The sequence below is a fragment of the Nocardioides acrostichi genome (genome assembly GCF_015319165.1).
Classification (GTDB): domain Bacteria; phylum Actinomycetota; class Actinomycetes; order Propionibacteriales; family Nocardioidaceae; genus Nocardioides; species Nocardioides acrostichi.
The window spans coordinates 44,248-61,455 of record NZ_JADIVZ010000007.1 but is presented as its reverse complement, the minus strand read 5'-3'; the positions used below and the strand labels follow the sequence as shown (position 1 = coordinate 61,455).

Sequence of the window (17,208 nt, the reverse complement as noted above, 5' to 3'; positions counted from 1 at the left end):
CCGACCCTAGTGATCGCCGAGTCAGTGCGCCTCCTCCACCGAGTGCGAGTCGGTGAGGGTGAGGGCGCCGTACCCGGCCACGAGGCCGACGACGACGGCGAGCACACCGAAGGTGAGGCGCTCGCCTGCGAAGAAGGACTCCACGAGACCGGAGGTCCAGCGGCCGGTGGGTAGTTGCGCGGTGACGAGCGCGGCCACCAGCGTGCCCACCAGGGCGGTGCCGAGGCTCGAGCCGACCTCCTGGGCGGTGTCGTTGAGCGCGGCGCCCAGCGAGGTGCGGTTGGCGGGCATCGCGTCGATGAGGGCGACGGCGCAGATGGTCCAGATCGTGCGCATGCCGACGGTGAACGTGACCATGAACAGCGCCATGACGAGGTACCCGTGCTCGACACCCCAGGCGAGACCGGCCATCGATCCGGCGAGGAGGCCGGTGCCGATGAGGCAGGCGATGCGGTGCCCGAACCGCTTGCCGAACCACTCGGAGATCGGCGAGGCGAGCAGCATGGAGGCGATCATCGGCAGGTTGGCCAGTCCGGCGCGCAGGGGAGACCAGCCGTAGGCGTACTGGAAGTGCAAGATGAGCGCGAACATCACGCCGGCCATGGCGACCGAGGTGCCGACCTGGGCGATGGCGGCGCCGCGCACGACGCCGTTGCCGAAGAGCCGAAGGTCGAGCATCGGCTCCGGCGCACGGCGTTCGCGTGCCACGAACCCGGCCAGTGCGAGCAGGGCGCCCAGCGCGGAGGCGACGGTGGCGAGCGACGTCCAGCCGTGATCGACGCCGGCGGTGGCGGTGTAGCAGGCCAGACCGATGGCGGTGATGGAGAGCGCGGCGCCGGGGAGGTCGAGTCGGTCCTTCGTGAGCCCCTCGGGGGCGTCGGTCGGCACGCCGAGCCGCACCCCGATGAAGGCGACGAGCGCGATGGGGGCGTTGACGAGCAGCAGCCACTCCCAGCGCACGTGCGTCAGGGCGGTGCCGCCGAGTAGCGGCCCGAGGATGAACCCGCTCATGCCCACGACGATCATCACCGTCATCGCCCGCATGCGCAGGGCCTGGTCGTCGAAGAGTCGGAAGACGAGCGAGTTGGTGATCGGCGCCATCATCGCGGCGGCGATGCCGAGCGTGGCGCGGACGGCGATGAGGTCACCGGTGGACTGCACCAGCAGCACGCCGAGGCTGATCACGCCGAACAGCGCGAGGCCCACCTGGAGCACGCGGCGTCGTCCGAACCGATCGGCGATGGAGCCGGCGGTGAGCAGCAGCCCGCCGAACACGAGCGAGTAGGCACCGCTGACCCATTGCAGGGCCGTGGTGGAGCTGCCGAGATCGCGCCCGATGGTGGGCAGCGCGATCATCATCAGCGTGTTGTCGACCATCTCGACGAAGAACGCGAGGCAGAGGGCGAACAGGGGGATCCAGGCCGCGCGCAGCGAGGGGTAGGTGCCGGCGGCGGATTCGACGGCAGGCCCGGTGCTAATCCCGGTGGGGGAGTCGGGGGTGGACTGGGGTGGGGAGTCCGGTGAGGCAGTCATGGTGACCTCCAGGGAGTCGAACGCCGTTCGATCGAACGGCGTTCGACACTCTAGAACGTTGTTCGAGAAAAACGCAAGACCCGTCGTCGCGGGCAGCGACGGCGGGCTTCAGCGACCTCGTGAAGCTGGCCGACTTGTCCGGGGAGCGGGGTCGGCGGCTCGACCACCGGTCGGGGAGGCTCCTGGTGGCTCGACCACCGGTCGGGGACGTCGTCCACCGACACCACAGCGAAACGCCGCCGTCACGCGCCGGCCCTAGCGTGCGCAGCAGTCCGTCTCGGGATGACGCGCTGCGCGCACAGGCACGAGGGAGCCACCATGACGTCGAACCCAGTCCGGATGCAGGCCATCACGTCGGTGGAGGCGTACACGCCGCCGCCGTTCACCTTCGACCCGGGCGAGGAGCCGGGGGAGGTGTTCGGCGAGAACGTCTTCAGCCTCACCGTGATGCAGAAGCGGCTGCCGAAGTCGGTGTACAAGTCGGTGGTCTCGACGATCGAGAAGTCGACGCCGCTCGACCCGGCGGTGGCCGACGCCGTGGCCTCCGCGATGAAGGACTGGGCGCTGGAGAAGGGCGCCACGCACTACGCGCACGTCTTCTACCCGCTCACCGGCCTGACCGCCGAGAAGCACGACTCCTTCCTCGACCCGGTCGGCGACGGCACCGCGCTGGCGTCGTTCTCGGGCAAGACGCTGGTGCAGGGCGAGCCCGACGCCTCGTCGTTCCCGAACGGCGGGCTGCGCAACACCTTCGAGGCACGCGGCTACACCGGGTGGGACGTCATGAGCCCGGCGTACGTGCTGGAGAACCCCAACGGCAACACGCTGTGCATCCCCACCATCTTCATCTCGATGACCGGTGAGGCGCTCGACCACAAGACGCCGGTGCTGCGCAGCCAGCAGGCGATGTCGGCGCAGGCCAAGCGGATCCTGACCCTCTTCGGCCACGACGACCCCGAGAACGTGGTGGCCTACTGCGGCCCCGAGCAGGAGTACTTCCTGGTCGACAGCCACTTCTTCCTCGCCCGCCCCGACCTGCTCAACGCCGGTCGCACCCTCTTCGGCGCCAAGCCGCCCAAGGGCCAGGAGTTCGACGACCACTACTTCGGCGCCATCCCCGAGCGCGTGCTCGGCTTCATGATGGACACCGAGCGCGAGCTCTTCAAGCTCGGCATCCCGGCCAAGACCCGCCACAACGAGGTCGCCCCCGGGCAGTTCGAGGTGGCGCCGATGTTCGAGCGCGCCAACGAGGCCTCCGACCACCAGCAGCTGCTCATGACGACGTTCAAGGCCGTCGCCAAGAAGCACGGCATGGAGTGCCTCTTCCACGAGAAGCCGTTCGCCGGCGTCAACGGTTCGGGCAAGCACGTGAACTTCTCCATCGGCAACTCCGAGCTCGGCAGCCTGCTCGTGCCCGGCGACAGCCCGCACGAGAACGCCCAGTTCCTGGTGTTCTGCGCCGCGGTCATCCGGGCGGTGCACCTCTACGGCGGCCTGCTGCGCGCCTCGGTCGCCTCGGCGTCCAACGACCACCGCCTCGGAGCCAACGAGGCCCCGCCGGCGATCATCTCGATCTTCCTGGGCGAGCAACTGGCCGACGTGTTCGACCAGATCGCCAAGGGCGGTGCCACCGGCTCGAAGGAGAAGGGCACCTTGATGATCGGGGTCGACACGCTGCCGACGCTCTCGAAGGATCCGGGCGACCGCAACCGCACCAGCCCGTTCGCCTTCACCGGCAACCGGTTCGAGTTCCGTGCCCCCGGCTCGAACCAGACGGTCGCGGCGCCGATGGTCGTCCTCAACACGATCATGGCCGAGGCGCTCGACTACTGCGCGAGCAGCATCGAGTCCGCTGTCGCCGAGGGCACCGGCTTCGACGAGGCCGTGCAGGCGCTGCTCTCGACGATCGTCGCCGACCACGGCACCGTCATCTTCAACGGCAACGGCTACTCCGAGGAGTGGCCGATCGAGGCCGAGCAGCGCGGACTCAAGAACCTGCGCACCACGGTCGACGCCCTGCCCGAGCTGATCAGCTCCGAGGCGATCGAGCTGTTCAGCAAGTACGGCGTGTTCAACGAGCGCGAGATGCACAGCCGCTACGAGATCGGTTGCGAGCAGTACGTGCTCTCCGTGGGCGTGGAGGCCAACCTCACCCTCGAGATCGGCACCACCACGATTCTGCCCGCCGCGCTGCGCTACCAGACCGAGCTGGCCCAGAACGTCGTCGCCCTCGAGGCCGCCGGCGTCACCGCCGACACCTCCTCGCTCACCGCGGTCACCGAGCAGATCACCGCGCTGCGTGCCGGTCTCGCCGACCTCGCGAGCGCCGTCGGGCACGAGCACGACGAGGACCTCCACGTCACCGCCAGGTTCTGCCGCGACTCCGTGCTGCCGGCCATGGCCGCCGTCCGGGCCGCCGCCGACGAGCTCGAGGGCCTCGTCGCCGACGACCTGTGGTCGCTGCCGACCTACCAGGAGATGCTCTACATCCTCTGAGGCGGTCGGCCCGGCGCCTCAGGAGGGTCGTCGCCGTCGAAGGGGAGCAGTCGAAATGCGTCAGCACCCCAGCGAGGTGCGACGGCTCGGAAGTGCCGCTGGTCGACAGTGAAGAGGTCGACCGTCCGCAGGTCGTGAGCATGCACGACGAGGCTGGCGTCGGTGAGCCCCAACGGGAAGTCGCCGTAGAGTCCGGCGACCTCGGCGGCCCGCGAGGCCACGTCGGAGTCGAACGGGACGACGTCCATGACGTCGAGGACGTCGGCGATCACGGTTGCTCGTGCGCCTTCTCCGAGCCTGGCCCCGACGAGGTGGTCGAGTTCGGCGAGGACGAGCGCCGGCACCTGAGGCCTCCCATCGAAGGCACGCATGAAGGCAGCTGCCGCGACATGGTGGGCATCAGCGCGGTCGTAGCAGGCGTAGATCGCGCCGGTGTCGGCGATGAGGGTCATGCGATGCCGAAGCCGGTCTCGGCCAGCACCTCGTCCACCTCGGTCGACGTGGTGGTGACGCCGCTGTCGAAAAGACCGAACCGCATCTGAGCAGACGTCGTGCCCGCACCCAGGAGCTTGTCGGCGAGCGCCTCGCGAATGAGGTCTGACTCGGTGCGACGGTCGGCCCGAGCGCGAGCCTCGAGCGCAGCCTTGAGCTCTTCGGAGAGGTAGATCGTCGTGCGGACCATGCCTATACCCTACGCCATACGCATATGGCGTTGCGTCAGACCGAGCGACCCACGAACGCCGCGAGGCGCTGGTAGGCGTCGGCGCCCTCGGGTGCGCTCTGCTCGGCGTCGAAGGCGCTGCTGCGACGCTCGGGGGTGAGGTTCTCGCCCATGAACGCGTGCCCGGCCTCGACGACCGCCGGGTCGAGGTGGGCCGTGTCGCGCCCGAACGCGGAGGCCGGGTCGTCGTGGTGCCCCCGCCGCGGCCCAGTCCGGCTCCTCGCCGGACGCCATGGCGACCATGCCGGTGATGCCGGTGATGCCGGTGATGCCGGTGACCAGGTGGTCGGCCAGCTCGGCCACGGTCCACTCCGAGCACGGGGTGAGGGGCGCGCCGTCCGGCCGTGGTGTGGGGGGATTTCGACACGCCTCCGCCTTCGGCATCCGGCGGCTCAATCACCGGTGGGCTGGCGCGCCGGCACCGGCGGCTCAATCACCGGTGGGCTGGCGCGCCGGCACCGGCGGCTCAATCACCGGTGGGCTGGCGCGCCGGCACCGGCGGCTCCATCACCGGTGGGCTGGCGCGACGGCACCGGCGGCTCCATCACCGGTGGGCTGGCGCGCCAGCACCCGCAGCGCGTGGTCGGTGAGGGTGGGGTCGTCGAGGTGGTCGACGACGCGGCGCACCCGGTCGGGGTCCAGCGGCAGCACGCCCGGGCCGGGGTGCTGGAGTCGTGACAGGTCGAGCCCGAGGTCGAGGTCGTCGCGACCGCGCATGATCTCGACGTTGAAGTCGTAGCGCTCGCGCGCGCCCTCGGACGTGAGCGCGGTGACCACCCGGCGTCCGACCCGGGAGCGCCCCTCGGCCTCGCACGCGTCGTCCAGCGCTGGGCGCAGCGCGTCGCCCGCGTTGAGCTCGACGTCGGTCCACGCGGCGGCCATGTCGCCGGCCACCGCGAGCAGCAGGGCGGCCGACTTCTCACCGATGCCGGCCACCCCCGGCAGGTTGTCGCTGGCGTCGCCGCGCAGCGCCGCATACTCCAGGTACTGCGCGGCCGGCACGCCGTACATCGTGTGCAGCCGGGCCGGGGTGAGCAGCGGAGCCGAGGCGATACCGCCGGTGATGAGCCGCAGCACGGAGGTGTGCTCGCTGATGTGGGCGAAGGCGTCGCGGTCCGAGGTCGCGATGGTGCAGCGCCACCCGGAGGCCTCGGCGAGGGACGCCGCGCTCGCGCTCACGTCGTCGGCCTCGAGCCCCTCGGGCTGCACGGCGTGCAGGCCGAGCGCGGCCAGGAAGCCCGGCGCCCGGTCGAGCTGCTCGACCAGCTCGGGCTCCTTCGGCTTGCGCCCCGCCTTGTAGGCCGGGTACCGCTCGGCCCGCACCGAGGCCCGGCGGTCGTCGAGCCCGAACACGACAGCGTCGGGGGTCAGATCCTCCAGCACCTGCAAGATCAGCCGCAGCATCCCGTGCAGCGCCCACGCCGGGCGCCCGCCACGGTCGAGGCGCCCGCTGCCGACGTGCGCGTGGTGGCCGCGGTGCAGCAGGGACGGCGCATCGACGGCCAGCAGCAGGGGGCGGTCGGCGGGAGCGGGCATCGTGTGGTCGATCGTGCCAGGAGTCGACCGTCGGAGGGGAGACGGTGTCGCCGCGGTGTGGCAAGGTGGCGAGCTCACGCGTCGTCTGTCTCGGGAGGAACGCATGACACGCACCCACCTCTTCTCCACCGCGCTGGCCGCGATCCTCACCCTGGGCCTCGGGGCCGGCGCCGGAGCCGGCGCCCCCGCGCTCGCCTCGCCGTCGGGTCATGGGGCCGGTCATGGCTCCGGTCATGGCTCCGGTCACGGGGCAGGTCACGGGGCAGGTCACGGGGGAGGCCACGGCGGCGGCGCCCCGTCCGCGCCCGCCAAGAACCCGACCGCCGTCGGCTACGGCGGCGCGGTCACCTCGGTCGACCCGGAGGCCTCGCGCATCGGGCTCCAGGTGCTGCGCCACGGCGGCAACGCCGTCGACGCCGCGGTCGCCACGGCCGCCGCGCTCGGCGTCACCGAGCCCTACAGCGCCGGTATCGGCGGTGGCGGCTACTTCGTGTACTTCGACGCCGACTCCGGCGAGGTCAGCACCATCGACGGTCGCGAGACCGCGCCGGCGGGCATCACCCACGACGCCTTCATCGACCCGGAGACCGGCGACCCGTACCCGTTCACGCCCGAGCTGGTCACCAGCGGCGTCTCCGTCGGCGTCCCCGGCACGCTGGCGACCTGGAAGAAGGCGTTGCGGCAGTGGGGCACACGCCGCTTGGGCCAGGCCCTCCACCCCGCCGAACGGCTGGCGCGGCGGGGGTTCGTCGTCGACGAGACCTTCCGCAGTCAGACGAAGGACAACGCCGAGCGGTTCGCCGCCTTCCGGCCGACCAAGAAGCTGTTCCTGCCTGGCGGCAAGGCACCGAAGGTGGGCAGCCGATTCCGCAACCCCGACCTCGCCGACACCTACCGGATCCTCGCCCGCCGCGGCACGAAGTGGTTCTACGGCGGCACACTGGGCCGCGAGATCGCTCGCACCGTGCGCAAGCCACCGACGACCAAGGCCACCGACCTGCCGGTGCCCCCGGGCTCGATGACCGTCCGCGATCTCGACGCCTACCAGGCGCCGAAGCAGGCGCCCACGCACGTCGGCTACCGCGGCTACGACGTCTACGGCATGGCCCCGTCGTCCTCCGGCGGCTCGACGGTGGGGGAGGCGCTGAACATCCTCGCGCAGTACGACCTCTCCGGCATGAGCGACGCCGACGCCCTGCACCACTACCTCGAGGCCAGCGCGCTCGCCTTCGCCGACCGCGGTGCCTACGTGGGCGACTCGGCCTTCGTCGACGTCCCCCTGGCCGACCTGCTCTCCGACGACTTCGCCGCCGAGCGCGCGTGCCAGATCGACCCCGACCAGGCGGCCACCAAACCGGTCGCGGCCGGTGACGTGAACGACTACGACGGGCAGTGCGATGGCCAGACCTCGTCGGCGGGGGAGAGGGTGCCCGACACCGAGAACGTCGAGACGACGAACCTCACCGTCACCGACCGCGACGGCAATGTCGTGGAGTACACCCTGACCATCGAACAGACCGGAGGGTCGGGCATCACCGTGCCCGGCCGCGGCTTCCTGCTCAACAACGAGCTCACCGACTTCTCGGCCGTCTACGACGACGACGATCCGAACCGGATCGATCCCGGCAAGCGGCCGCGCTCGTCGATGTCGCCGACGATCCTGCTCGAGGACGGCCAGCCCGCTCTGGCCCTCGGCTCACCCGGTGGCTCGACGATCATCACCACCGTGCTGCAGCTGATCTTCGACCGCATCGACCGGGGCATGACGCTGCCCGAGGCGATCGCCGCCCCGCGGGCCTCGCAGCGCAACACGCCGTCGGTCACCGCGGAGCCGGCGTTCATCGACGCCTACGGCTCGGCCCTCGAGGGGTACGGACACACGCTGACCCCCTCGGGTGACGCGTTCACCTCCGCAGCGGAGATCGGCGCCGCCACGGCGATCGAGTTCGGTCCCGACGGACTCCTCACCGCCGTCGCCGAGCCCACCAGGCGAGGTGGCGGCTCGGCGAGGGTGCTGCAGAAGCGCTGACCCGGGCGGCTACCGGCAAAGGCCCGGATGGGCGCTCAGTTCTCCAGAGCGGTCGGGGTCGTCATCGGCTGGAACGGTGAGATCTCCTCCCACGCCGCGCCGAGTCCGAGGAGGGTTCCCTCGGAGTCGGCCGGGCCGACGAACGAGACACCGACGGGCAGGCCGTGGGAGTCGGTCCCGGCCGGCACGGTCAGGTCGGGCAGGTGCGTCGAGCTGGAGATGTACTCCCCGGCGTAGGTGTCGTCGCTGGTGCACTCGTAGGTGTCGTCGGTGACGTCGTGGATGACGCTGGCCGGGCAGGTCATGGTGGGTAGCGCCAGTGCCGAGACGCCCCGGGCCGCCATGAGCTTCTCCAGCTGCGCACGCAGCTGCGGCATGGTGGTGGTCAGGATCCGCTGGACCTTCGGCGAGTCCAGGGTGCCGGCGGCGGCCTCGGCCGACTCGTAGCCGGAGATGCGGCCGGGGTTGACTGGCTGGTCGGTGTCGGCCAGGGCCTTGCTGGCCCGGATGAGCTCCTTCACCGTGGCGGGAACCCCCTGCGGAGCGTCCTGCATGAACGCCTCCCACTCCGAGACGAACTCGGCGTTGCCGACCGGTCCCATCACCGAGGACCACAGCTTCTCGTACTTGGTGGGCAAGTTGATCCGTACGGTGCTGGCCCCGGCCCGCCGGAAGGCCCGCACGGTGTCGGCGAAGACGGCGTCGACGTCGGCGTTGTCCCCGGCGAAGTTGGTGACGACGCCGATCGAGGCGCCGTCGAGCGCGTCGTGGTCGAGGTCGTCGGCGTAGTCGACCGACGTGGGGGCGTCGGCCGTCGCGGGGTCGTCCTCGTCGGGGCCGGTGATGGCGTCGAGCACGAGCGCCTGGTCGGCGACGGTGCGGGTGATCACGCCGGTCACGTCGAAGTCGCTCGCCAGCGGCATGACCCCGTCTCGGCTGGTGTGGCCGAAGGTGACCCGCATGCCGACCGTGCCGGTGACGTTCGCCGGACCGCGGATCGAGCCACCCGTGTCGCTGCCGAGGGCGTACGGCGCGAAGCCGGCGGCGACGGCGGCGGCACTGCCGCTGCTGGAGCCCGAGGCGTCCCGGTCCAGATCCCAGGGGTTCTTGGTCTGGCCGCCGGCCGAGCTGTAGCCGAGCCAGCCGTAGGAGGCGGCCAGCTCGGACATGTTGGTCTTGCCCAGCACGATGCCGCCTGCGTCGACGAGATCCTGCACGATGGCGGCGTTGGAGGTGGCGATGTTGCCGGTCAGAGCGGCGGAGCCTCCCGTGGTGGCCATGCCCTCGACGTCGTAGTTGTCCTTCACCAGGAAGGGGATGCCCGCAAGCGGTCCGGCGTCCTCGCCGTCCGCGCGGGCGGCGTCGGCCGCCGCGGCGTTGTCCAGGGCGTCGTCGTCGAGGGAGGTGACGGCGTCGATCGCCGCTCCCTGGTGGTTGTCGGCCCGGATGCGGCCCAGGTAGTAGTCGACCAGGTCGACCGAGGTGACGGCCCCGGAGTCGAGGGCCGACTCGAGTTGGGCCAGGGTCTTGCCCGCCGGATCGAAGGGCTGGTGCTGCTGCGCCTCCTGCTCGGAGGAGCAGCCGGCGAGGACTGCACCCGCGAGGGCGGTGGCGGCGAGGAGGGAGAGGAGGCGAGGGGGCAACGTGATCCTTCCGGGGAGCGGGTTCGAGGTGCCCCGCGTGGGCGGGGCGGGCTGAACCTAGGTGGCGGGAGTCGCCTGGGTGTGTCGCGCGGGTTTCCGTCGTATGACCGCGGGTGTGATCTCCCACTCAAACGATCGTTTGGCTAGGGTGACCGCAGCAGCATCACCGCGCGGTGGTGCCGAGCGGCTCGGAGGAGGTGGGTCATGGGGGCCGATGAGGTGCAGCGTGCCGCCGTGCGGCTGTTCGCGCGGCGTGGCTACGCGGCCACCGGGATCCGCGAGATCGGGCGCGAGGTCGGCCTGAATCCCGCCACGCTCTACCACTACGTCGGCAGCAAGCAGGAGCTGCTGGTCACGATCATGCGCACGTGCCTGGACCAGCTCCTCCTCGCAGGAATCGAAGCGGTCGAGTTCGGAGATGACCCGCGGGTCCATCTCGCGCGGCTCGTGCGGGCGCACGTGGGTCTCTCGGCCACCAACCCCGCCACCGCCCGCGTCACCGATCAGGAGCTCCGCGCCCTCGACACTGGAGAGCAGGAGCAGGTGCTGGAGCTGCGCGACCGCTACGAGGCGCTCCTCGCCGACGTCGTGAGGAAAGGGGCCCGGGCTGGCGTCCTGCACGCCCGCGACCCGGTGGTGACCCGCTTGGCCCTGCTGGAGATGTGCAACGGCGTGGCGCACTGGTACCGGCCCGACGGGCGGCTCACGGTGAGGCAGGTGCAGCAGCGATTCGTCGAGCTGGGCTGCCGGCTCCTCGGAGTCGGCGACCTCCCGCGGGCCGCGGATCTCGGTCCGCCGCCACGCGTGGTCCGCCTCGCCTGCGAACCCGACCATCCGCCGGCCGTCACCACACGAGCCGTCCGTCCCACACCGAAGGCCCAGGAGGTCACGTGAGCATCATCGACGCCCGAGTACGACTCCCGCAGGACCAACGTCGCAGCCACACCTACGCGGCTCCGTCGCGTCAGGTCGAGCAGTACGACAAGGTGCTCGACCTCAGCGCCAAGATGAACGGTGGCACCTTGGCTGCCCTGCTCGAGGCCCTGGACGCCGAGGGCATCGAGCAGGCGGTCATGCACGCCGAGTCCGAGGGCGGAGAAGACGCCGACGACCTCAACGAGAGCCTGCGCGCCGTGCTCGACGCCCACCCCGACCGCTTCGTGGGCGTCGGCTGCGTCGACGTCGGGCAGGCCTCGCCCACCGCCGTGGTGAGCCAGGCGCTGCGCGCCCACGACCTGGGCCTGCTCGGTGTCTCCTTCCAGCCCGCGTTCTTCGGGCTCGACATCGACAGCCGGCATCTTTACCCGCTGTACTCGCGAGCCGAGGAGCTCGGCCTGATCGTGGCGGTGCACACCGGCATCACCTACAGCCGGCTGCACCCGCTGCGCCACGAGCGGCCCGAGCTGCTCGACCAGGTGGCCTGCGACTTCCCCGACCTGCGCCTGATCGCGTGCCACGCCGGCTGGCCGTGGGCCACCGAGTTCGCCGCGGTGGCTCGACGCCACCCCACGGTCTACCTGGAGTTCGGGGCCTTGGCGCCCAAGTACGTCGCCAAGCCCGGCACCGGGTGGGACGCCCTGTTCGGCATGATGCCGAACGTCCTGCGCGAGCAGGTGCTCTACGGCAGCGACTGGCCGATGATGCAGCCCGCCCGCGCGGTGCGGGAGTGGCGCGAGTCCGGCCTCACCGACGTCGCCCTCGCGGCGCTGTTCGAGCACAACGCCCGGCGGCTCTTCGGGATCCAGACGACCTCGAGCCCCGCGGACGCCGACGTCTCGCCATGACTGCCGTCACCTTGGCCGACGAGCTGCGGCAGGCCGCCGTCGACGCGCCCGAGCGGGTCTTCGTGCGCACGGTCGAGCAGGACGTCACCTATGCGGACATGCTCGACCGGGTGCAGCAGCGCGCCGGCCGGCTGCGGGAGCTGGGAGTGGGTGCCGGCACCCCGACCGTGCTCGTCATGGACAACGGCGTCGAGCAGGTCGTCACCTGGTTCGCCCTCAGTGCACTCCGGGCGCTGCACGCACCCCTCAACCCCGCCCTGCCGCCCGCGCACCTCACGCATGCGCTGGGTGTGGTCGGGGCGCAGGTCGTGATCGCCGACGACGCGCACCTAAGCAGGGTGGCCGCCGTGGTGCGCGCGTCCGACTCGGGTGCCGTGCCCCAGGTCGTGTCCGGGAGTGACCTGGCCGCGGCCCTGGGATCGCCGGTGCAGCCGGTGCAGCCGGGGCAGCCGGGGCACGACGAGGCGGTGATGGCTCTCGTGGGCGAGGTCGACGAGCTCGAGACGGCCACGCTGCTGTTCACCTCGGGCACCACGGGGCCGTCGAAGGCCTGTGCACTCTCGCACCGCTACCTCGTGCGGGCCGGTCAGCTGCACGCCCGGGAGATGGGGATCACCGCCTCCGACGTGCTCTACTGCCCCTTCCCGCTCTTCCACATCGACGCCGCCACGCTGACCGTCTCGGCGGCCCTGGCGCAGCGGGCCACCGCCGCACTCGGCGTCCGCTTCAGCGCCTCCGGGTTCTGGGAGGAGATCCGTCGCACGCGTGCGACGGTGTTCAACTTCATGGGTGCCACGCTGACGATGCTGTGGAAGCAGGATCCCACCGACCGCGACCGCGACCACGCCGTGCGTCTGGCGTGGGGCGTGCCGATGCCGGAGTGGCAAGGGGCCTTCGAGCGCCGGTTCGGATTCCCGCTGCGTCAGGTCTACGGCCTCACCGACGGGGGAGTGCCCGTCTACGACCCGCTCGACGACCGGCACCGACCGGGCACGGCCGGCAGGGTGCTGCCCGAGTACGACCTCGTCGTCGACACCGCACGCCGCCGCAGCGGCGACCCCGACGACGTGGGCGAGATCCTCATCCGGGGTCGCGAGCCCGGCCTGGTCATGAACGGCTACTTCGGCGACCCGGACGCCACCGCCGAGACCGTGGTCGACGGCTGGCTGCACACCGGCGACCTCGGCTCCCTCGACGCCGACGGATACCTGCGTTTCGGTGGTCGACTCAGTGACTCGATCCGCCGTCGCGGTGAGAACATCTCGGCCCACGAGGTGGAGGAGCTCGTGACCGGTCACCCCGAGGTCGTGGAGGCCGCCGCTCTCGGCGTGCCCAGCGAGCTGACCGAGGAGGACGTCAAGGTGTGCGTGGTCCTGCGGCCCGGCAGCGGCCTGACGCCCCAGGCACTGCACGCCCACCTGCAGCAGCAGGCACCGCGCTACCTCGTGCCGCGCTACCTCGAGTTCGTCGAGGTGCTGCCGAGGACCCCGACGGAGAAGGTCGAGAAGTTCCGCCTGCGGGCACAAGGCGTCACCGACCGCACCTGGGACGCCGAGGCCGGCGAGCGGCGAGCGCGCCCTCCTGGCTGAGCGAGGCTCCGAGGTTCCCGTCGGCCCCCAGACGCTCGACGGGCTCGACGGGCTCGACGGGCTCGACGGGCTCGACGGGCTCGACGGGCTCGACGGGCTCGATGGGCTCAGCGGGCCTCGGGGTTGCCGTACAGGGCGCGCGCGCGGCTGACCTGGATGTCGCGGTGGTACGACGGGAACATGGCATCGGCCGGCTCGACGTCGCGCAGCACCTCCCTGGCCACGACCACCTTGTGGACCTCGCTGGGGCCGTCGGCCAGCCCGACGTGGAAGGAGTTGATGACCCACTCGGCGAACGGCATGTCGTGGGTCAGGCCCAAGGATCCGTGCAGGTGGAGCGCTCGCGCCGAGATGTCGTGCAGCAGCTTCGGCATCGCGAACTTCACGGCCGAGACGTTCTTGCGGATCGCCTTCCAGTCCAAGCCCTGATCGGCCAGCCAGGCCGTCTCGAGGATGAGCAGCCGGAACTGTCGCAGCTCCACCCAGCTCTCCGCGATCTTGTCCTGCACGAGCTGCTTCTCCGCCAGCCTCTCGCCCTTGGTCTCCCGGGAGACGACCCGCTCGCACATCATCTCGAAGGCTCGGGTGGCCTGGGCCAGGGTGCGCATGGCGTGGTGCATGCGACCGCCCCCGAGGCGCACCTGCGCCACGACGAAGGCCTCGCCCCGACCGCCGAGCATGTTCTCGCCCGGAACCCGCACGTCGGTGAACCGCAGGTGCGCGTGGGAATCGTCGCGCTCGCCGTAGAAACCGTAGTTGCGGATGTTCTCGATGCCGGGCAGGTTCCGCGGGACGATGAACATCGACATGCGCCGGTGCGGGTTCTCCGCCTCGGGGTCGGTCACGACCATGAGGATGAAGAAGGCGGCATGGTCGGCCTCGGAGGCGAACCACTTCTCCCCGTTGATGACCCACTCCTCGCCGTCGGGCTCGGCGTGGGCGGTGAAGAGGAGCGGGTCGGCGCCGCCCTGCGGCTCGGTCATGGAGAAGCAGGACACGATCTGGTTGTCGAGCAGAGGGTAGAGGTAGGTCCGCTTCTGCTCCTCGGTGCCGTAGTGCGCCAGGATCTCGGCGTTACCGGAGTCGGGAGCCTGGCACCCGAAGACGATCGGTCCGAAGCGCGACATGCCGAACTTCTCGTTCATCAGGGCGAGCTTGAGCTGGCCGTAGCCCTTCCCGCCGAGCTCCGGGCCGAGGTGGCACGCCCACAGACCGCGTTCCTTGACCTCCTCCTGGAGCGGGCGCACCAGCCGGACGAACTCGGGGTCGTGGATGTTCCACTGGCTGCCCAGCAGGTAGTCGAGCGGCTGGACCTTCTCGCGCACGAAGGCGTCGATCCAGTCCAGCTCTGGCTGGAAGTCGGGGTCGTTCTCGAAGCTCCACAAGGGCCGGCGTCCTTCCATCACGATGTCGTGTCGACGAGTTGTGCGTCCGCAGCGAAGACAACAGCCCGATGGCTCGTCTCGGCAGGTGGGGTTCCAGGGCCCGGAACTGCCCGTGGTCCGCACGCCTCGGACCCCCCACTCTGGGCACCGGATCGAACCCAGGAGGATGACCATGAGCGATGTCCAGGTAGCCCCGAGCGTGGCAGTGCCGGTGTCGGACCCGCAGCTGCGCCGCATCGAGCACTTCCTCTTCGAGGAGGCGCAGCTGCTCGACGAGTGGCGGCTGCACGAGTGGCTGGAGTTGTTCACCACCGGCGGCTACTACCTGGTGCCGTCGACCGACAGGCCGGACGGCGACCCGAGCCGCGACCTGTTCTTGATCCAGGACGACCGGTTCCTCTTGGAGCAACGGGTCAACTCGTTGCTGACCCGCGCCGCGCACGCCGAGTACCCGCACTCGCGCACCACCCGCCAGATCACCAACGTCGTGGCCACCGAGGGGGAGGACGGACGCCTCCGCGTGCGCGCCAACTTCACCGTCTACCGCGTGCGCAACGGGGTGCTCGACACCTATGTGGGGCAGTACCGCCACGTGCTGGAGGTCGAAGCCGAGGAGTCCTTCCGTTTCGTGGAGCGCAAGTCGGTCCTCACGCTGGATGCGCTGCGACCGCACGGCAAGGTCAGCATCATCCTGTGAGCCGGCTCGAGGGCAAGGTCGCGATCGTCACGGGAGCCAGCGCCAACATCGGGGGCGCGCTCGCCGTCGGGATGGCCGCCGAGGGCGCCAGGGTGGTCTGCACCGACCTGTCGGCGGAGGTCGCCGACGCCACGGCGAACCGGATCGTCGACGAGGGCGGCGAGGCCATCGCCGTGGTGGGTGACGTCACCGACCCCGAGCACGCGAGCGACGTCGTCGCGCGAGCGCTCGACCGGTGGGGTCGCATCGACGCTTTGGTCAACAACGCCGTCTGGTTCAACCAGAAGGGGCTCTTCGACATGCCCCTCGAGGAGTACCGCCGCCAGCTCGACATCATCCTCGGCGGGGCGTTCATCTTCACGAGGGCAGTGGCACGGGCCATGATCGACCTCTCGATCCCCGGCAGCATCATCAACGTGCTCTCGACCGCCGCCTGGCAGGGCCAGCCGGGCAACATCGGCTACAGCACCGGCAAGAGCGGTCTGGTCAACTTCACTCGCTCGGTCGCCATGGAGCTGGCCGAGCACGGCATCCGGGTCAACGGCTTCACGCCCACCGCGACCCAGCCCGAGGATCCGGAGCTGGCGGCGCAGATGGCCGCTGCGCTCTCCAAGCAGAGCGGACCCTACGCGATGGACTTCTTCGGGCAGTTCCCGATGAGGCGGTTGCCGACCCCCAGCGACTACGTGTCGTCCGTGGTGTTCCTCGCCTCCGACGACTCCTCGATGATCACCGGCAGCAACATCACCGTCGACGGTGGGGCGACCGCCAAGTACTGGCCCTGGCGCCCCCAGCACGACTGACACAGGAGACACGACGTGCGAGCAGCCCTCATCCGCGACCTCGGCTCCGCCCCCGTGGTGGCGGACATCCCCCGGCCGGAGGCCGGCGACGGGGTGCTCGTCGACATCACGACGGCGGCGCTCAACCCCGCCGACCTGGTCTACGCCTCGGGCGTCCGCCTGCGGCCGTCGACCCCCTTCGTGCCCGGCATCGAGGGCGTGGGCACCACCGCAGAGGGCACACGGGTCTACTTCCACCCCGCAGTGCACCCCGACGGGAGCCTCGCCGAGTACGCGGTGGCGAGAGCCGGGCGCCTGCACGAACTCCCCGACGACATCTCCGACGAGCAGGCCCTGTGCCTGGGTGTCGCGGGCACGACGGCCTGGTTGGCCCTGACCTACAAGGGGCGCATCCGCGCGGGGGAGTCCGTCCTCGTGCTGGGCGCAACGGGCAGCGTGGGACAGATCGCGGTCCAGGCTGCCCGGGCGCTCGGTGCCGGCCGCGTCGTGGCGGCGGGTCGCGACCTCACCATGCTCGAGACGCTGCGGGGGCGCGGCGCAGACTCCACGGTCGTGCTCGACGACGGCTACGCAGAACGGCTGGTCGAGGAGTCCCGGGGTGGCTTCGACCTCGTCGTCGACTCGCTGTACGCGGAGCCCATGGTCGCCGGTCTCGCGGCGTTGCGCCCCGGTGGCCGACTGGTGAACCTCGGCATGCGAGCAGGTCGCAGCGCCGAGGTACCGGGGATCCCCCTCAAGGGGCGCGACCTGCTGAGCCTGTGGGTCGACATCGTGCCGGCGCAGGCGCAGGCCGAGGCCTTCCATGGCCTGTGCACACTCGCGCGAGAGGGCGGCATCGAGGCCGCCTACGAGCTCACGGAGCTCGACGACATCGCGGCGACATGGCAACGCCAGGCGGCGAGTCCGCACCGCAAGCTGCTCGTCGGGTTCTGAGGCGCCGGCGCGTCTCGAACCGGCGTGCCGCGGAACCGGGCATGGTGCTGTCCCGGCGG

At 70.9% G+C, this 17,208-nt stretch carries 14 protein-coding genes; 8 read left to right on the top strand and 6 right to left on the bottom strand.

Translation table 11 applies throughout. From position 1 onward, the window contains the following. Positions 1-21: 21 nt before the first annotated feature. Positions 22-1,533 carry an MFS transporter gene (locus ISG29_RS13720; protein WP_194504017.1) on the bottom strand — a complete coding sequence of 504 codons (1,512 nt, stop codon included), beginning with the start codon at positions 1,531-1,533 and terminating at the stop codon, positions 22-24. Positions 1,534-1,851: 318 nt separating this feature from the next. Here ISG29_RS13720 and ISG29_RS13715 point away from each other — a divergent pair, with 318 nt between their 5' ends. Further along, positions 1,852-4,029, top strand: a complete 2,178-nt coding sequence (locus tag ISG29_RS13715) for a glutamine synthetase III family protein (protein WP_194504016.1) — start codon at positions 1,852-1,854, stop codon at positions 4,027-4,029. On the opposite strand, the gene ISG29_RS13710 is transcribed toward ISG29_RS13715, so the two are convergent. The 3 genes from ISG29_RS13710 to ISG29_RS13700 form a co-directional block, all read right to left on the bottom strand. Continuing rightward, positions 4,017-4,481 carry a PIN domain-containing protein gene (locus ISG29_RS13710; protein WP_194504015.1) on the bottom strand — a complete coding sequence of 155 codons (465 nt, stop codon included), beginning with the start codon at positions 4,479-4,481 and terminating at the stop codon, positions 4,017-4,019. The two genes, ISG29_RS13715 and ISG29_RS13710, sit on opposite strands and share 13 nt — an antisense overlap. Beyond that, a complete protein-coding gene (locus ISG29_RS13705; protein WP_194504014.1) occupies positions 4,478-4,711 on the bottom strand; it encodes a ribbon-helix-helix domain-containing protein in 234 nt (77 codons plus the stop codon). Before ISG29_RS13705 ends, ISG29_RS13710 begins: the two co-directional genes overlap by 4 nt. 546 nt (positions 4,712-5,257) lie before the next feature. Continuing rightward, positions 5,258-6,286 (bottom strand): 5'-3' exonuclease, encoded by a 1,029-nt coding sequence (locus tag ISG29_RS13700; RefSeq protein ID WP_194504013.1) that lies wholly within the window; start codon positions 6,284-6,286, stop codon positions 5,258-5,260. 103 nt (positions 6,287-6,389) lie between these two features. Here ISG29_RS13700 and ggt point away from each other — a divergent pair, with 103 nt between their 5' ends. Continuing rightward, complete coding sequence (gene ggt, locus ISG29_RS13695; RefSeq protein WP_194504012.1) at positions 6,390-8,315, top strand: gamma-glutamyltransferase; 1,926 nt, start codon at positions 6,390-6,392, stop codon at positions 8,313-8,315. 35 nt (positions 8,316-8,350) lie between these two features. On the opposite strand, the gene ISG29_RS13690 is transcribed toward ggt, so the two are convergent. Next, positions 8,351-9,958, bottom strand: a complete 1,608-nt coding sequence (locus ISG29_RS13690; RefSeq protein WP_194504011.1) for an amidase — start codon at positions 9,956-9,958, stop codon at positions 8,351-8,353. Positions 9,959-10,162: 204 nt separating this feature from the next. Here ISG29_RS13690 and ISG29_RS13685 point away from each other — a divergent pair, with 204 nt between their 5' ends. The 3 genes from ISG29_RS13685 to ISG29_RS13675 are packed head-to-tail and all read left to right on the top strand — an operon-like array spanning position 10,163 to position 13,331. Beyond that, entirely contained in the window at positions 10,163-10,852 is a 690-nt protein-coding gene (locus ISG29_RS13685) for a TetR/AcrR family transcriptional regulator (RefSeq protein ID WP_194504010.1), read from the top strand. After that, complete coding sequence (locus ISG29_RS13680) at positions 10,849-11,742, top strand: amidohydrolase family protein (RefSeq protein ID WP_194504009.1); 894 nt, start codon at positions 10,849-10,851, stop codon at positions 11,740-11,742. Before ISG29_RS13685 ends, ISG29_RS13680 begins: the two co-directional genes overlap by 4 nt. Then, complete coding sequence (locus ISG29_RS13675) at positions 11,739-13,331, top strand: AMP-binding protein (protein WP_194504008.1); 1,593 nt, start codon at positions 11,739-11,741, stop codon at positions 13,329-13,331. Before ISG29_RS13680 ends, ISG29_RS13675 begins: the two co-directional genes overlap by 4 nt. Positions 13,332-13,438: 107 nt before the next feature. On the opposite strand, the gene ISG29_RS13670 is transcribed toward ISG29_RS13675, so the two are convergent. Beyond that, positions 13,439-14,734, bottom strand: coding sequence for an acyl-CoA dehydrogenase family protein (locus tag ISG29_RS13670; RefSeq protein ID WP_194504007.1), 1,296 nt, complete (start codon positions 14,732-14,734; stop codon positions 13,439-13,441). Positions 14,735-14,888: 154 nt separating this feature from the next. On the opposite strand from ISG29_RS13670, the gene ISG29_RS13665 reads away from it, so the two are divergent. The 3 genes from ISG29_RS13665 to ISG29_RS21715 are packed head-to-tail and all read left to right on the top strand — an operon-like array spanning position 14,889 to position 17,149. Beyond that, on the top strand, positions 14,889-15,413 hold the full coding sequence (locus tag ISG29_RS13665) for an aromatic-ring-hydroxylating dioxygenase subunit beta (RefSeq protein ID WP_194504006.1): 525 nt from the start codon (positions 14,889-14,891) through the stop codon (positions 15,411-15,413). After that, complete coding sequence (locus ISG29_RS13660) at positions 15,410-16,216, top strand: SDR family NAD(P)-dependent oxidoreductase (RefSeq protein ID WP_194504005.1); 807 nt, start codon at positions 15,410-15,412, stop codon at positions 16,214-16,216. The genes ISG29_RS13665 and ISG29_RS13660 overlap by 4 nt, the downstream gene beginning before the upstream one ends. Before the next feature lie 15 nt (positions 16,217-16,231). Next, a complete protein-coding gene (locus tag ISG29_RS21715; protein ID WP_194504004.1) occupies positions 16,232-17,149 on the top strand; it encodes a quinone oxidoreductase family protein in 918 nt (305 codons plus the stop codon). Positions 17,150-17,208: the final 59 nt, after the last annotated feature.

Bases quoted from the DNA above. Each gene is read 5' to 3' on its own strand.
- ISG29_RS13720 (WP_194504017.1), bottom strand. From the start codon at position 1,533: ATGACTGCCTCACCGGACTCCCCACCCCAGTCCACCCCCGACTCCCCC.
- ISG29_RS13715 (WP_194504016.1), top strand. From the start codon at position 1,852: ATGACGTCGAACCCAGTCCGGATGCAGGCCATCACGTCGGTGGAGGCG.
- ISG29_RS13710 (WP_194504015.1), bottom strand. From the start codon at position 4,481: ATGACCCTCATCGCCGACACCGGCGCGATCTACGCCTGCTACGACCGC.
- ISG29_RS13705 (WP_194504014.1), bottom strand. From the start codon at position 4,711: ATGGTCCGCACGACGATCTACCTCTCCGAAGAGCTCAAGGCTGCGCTC.
- ISG29_RS13700 (WP_194504013.1), bottom strand. From the start codon at position 6,286: ATGCCCGCTCCCGCCGACCGCCCCCTGCTGCTGGCCGTCGATGCGCCG.
- ggt (WP_194504012.1), top strand. From the start codon at position 6,390: ATGACACGCACCCACCTCTTCTCCACCGCGCTGGCCGCGATCCTCACC.
- ISG29_RS13685 (WP_194504010.1), top strand. From the start codon at position 10,163: ATGGGGGCCGATGAGGTGCAGCGTGCCGCCGTGCGGCTGTTCGCGCGG.
- ISG29_RS13675 (WP_194504008.1), top strand. From the start codon at position 11,739: ATGACTGCCGTCACCTTGGCCGACGAGCTGCGGCAGGCCGCCGTCGAC.
- ISG29_RS13670 (WP_194504007.1), bottom strand. From the start codon at position 14,734: ATGGAAGGACGCCGGCCCTTGTGGAGCTTCGAGAACGACCCCGACTTC.
- ISG29_RS13665 (WP_194504006.1), top strand. From the start codon at position 14,889: ATGAGCGATGTCCAGGTAGCCCCGAGCGTGGCAGTGCCGGTGTCGGAC.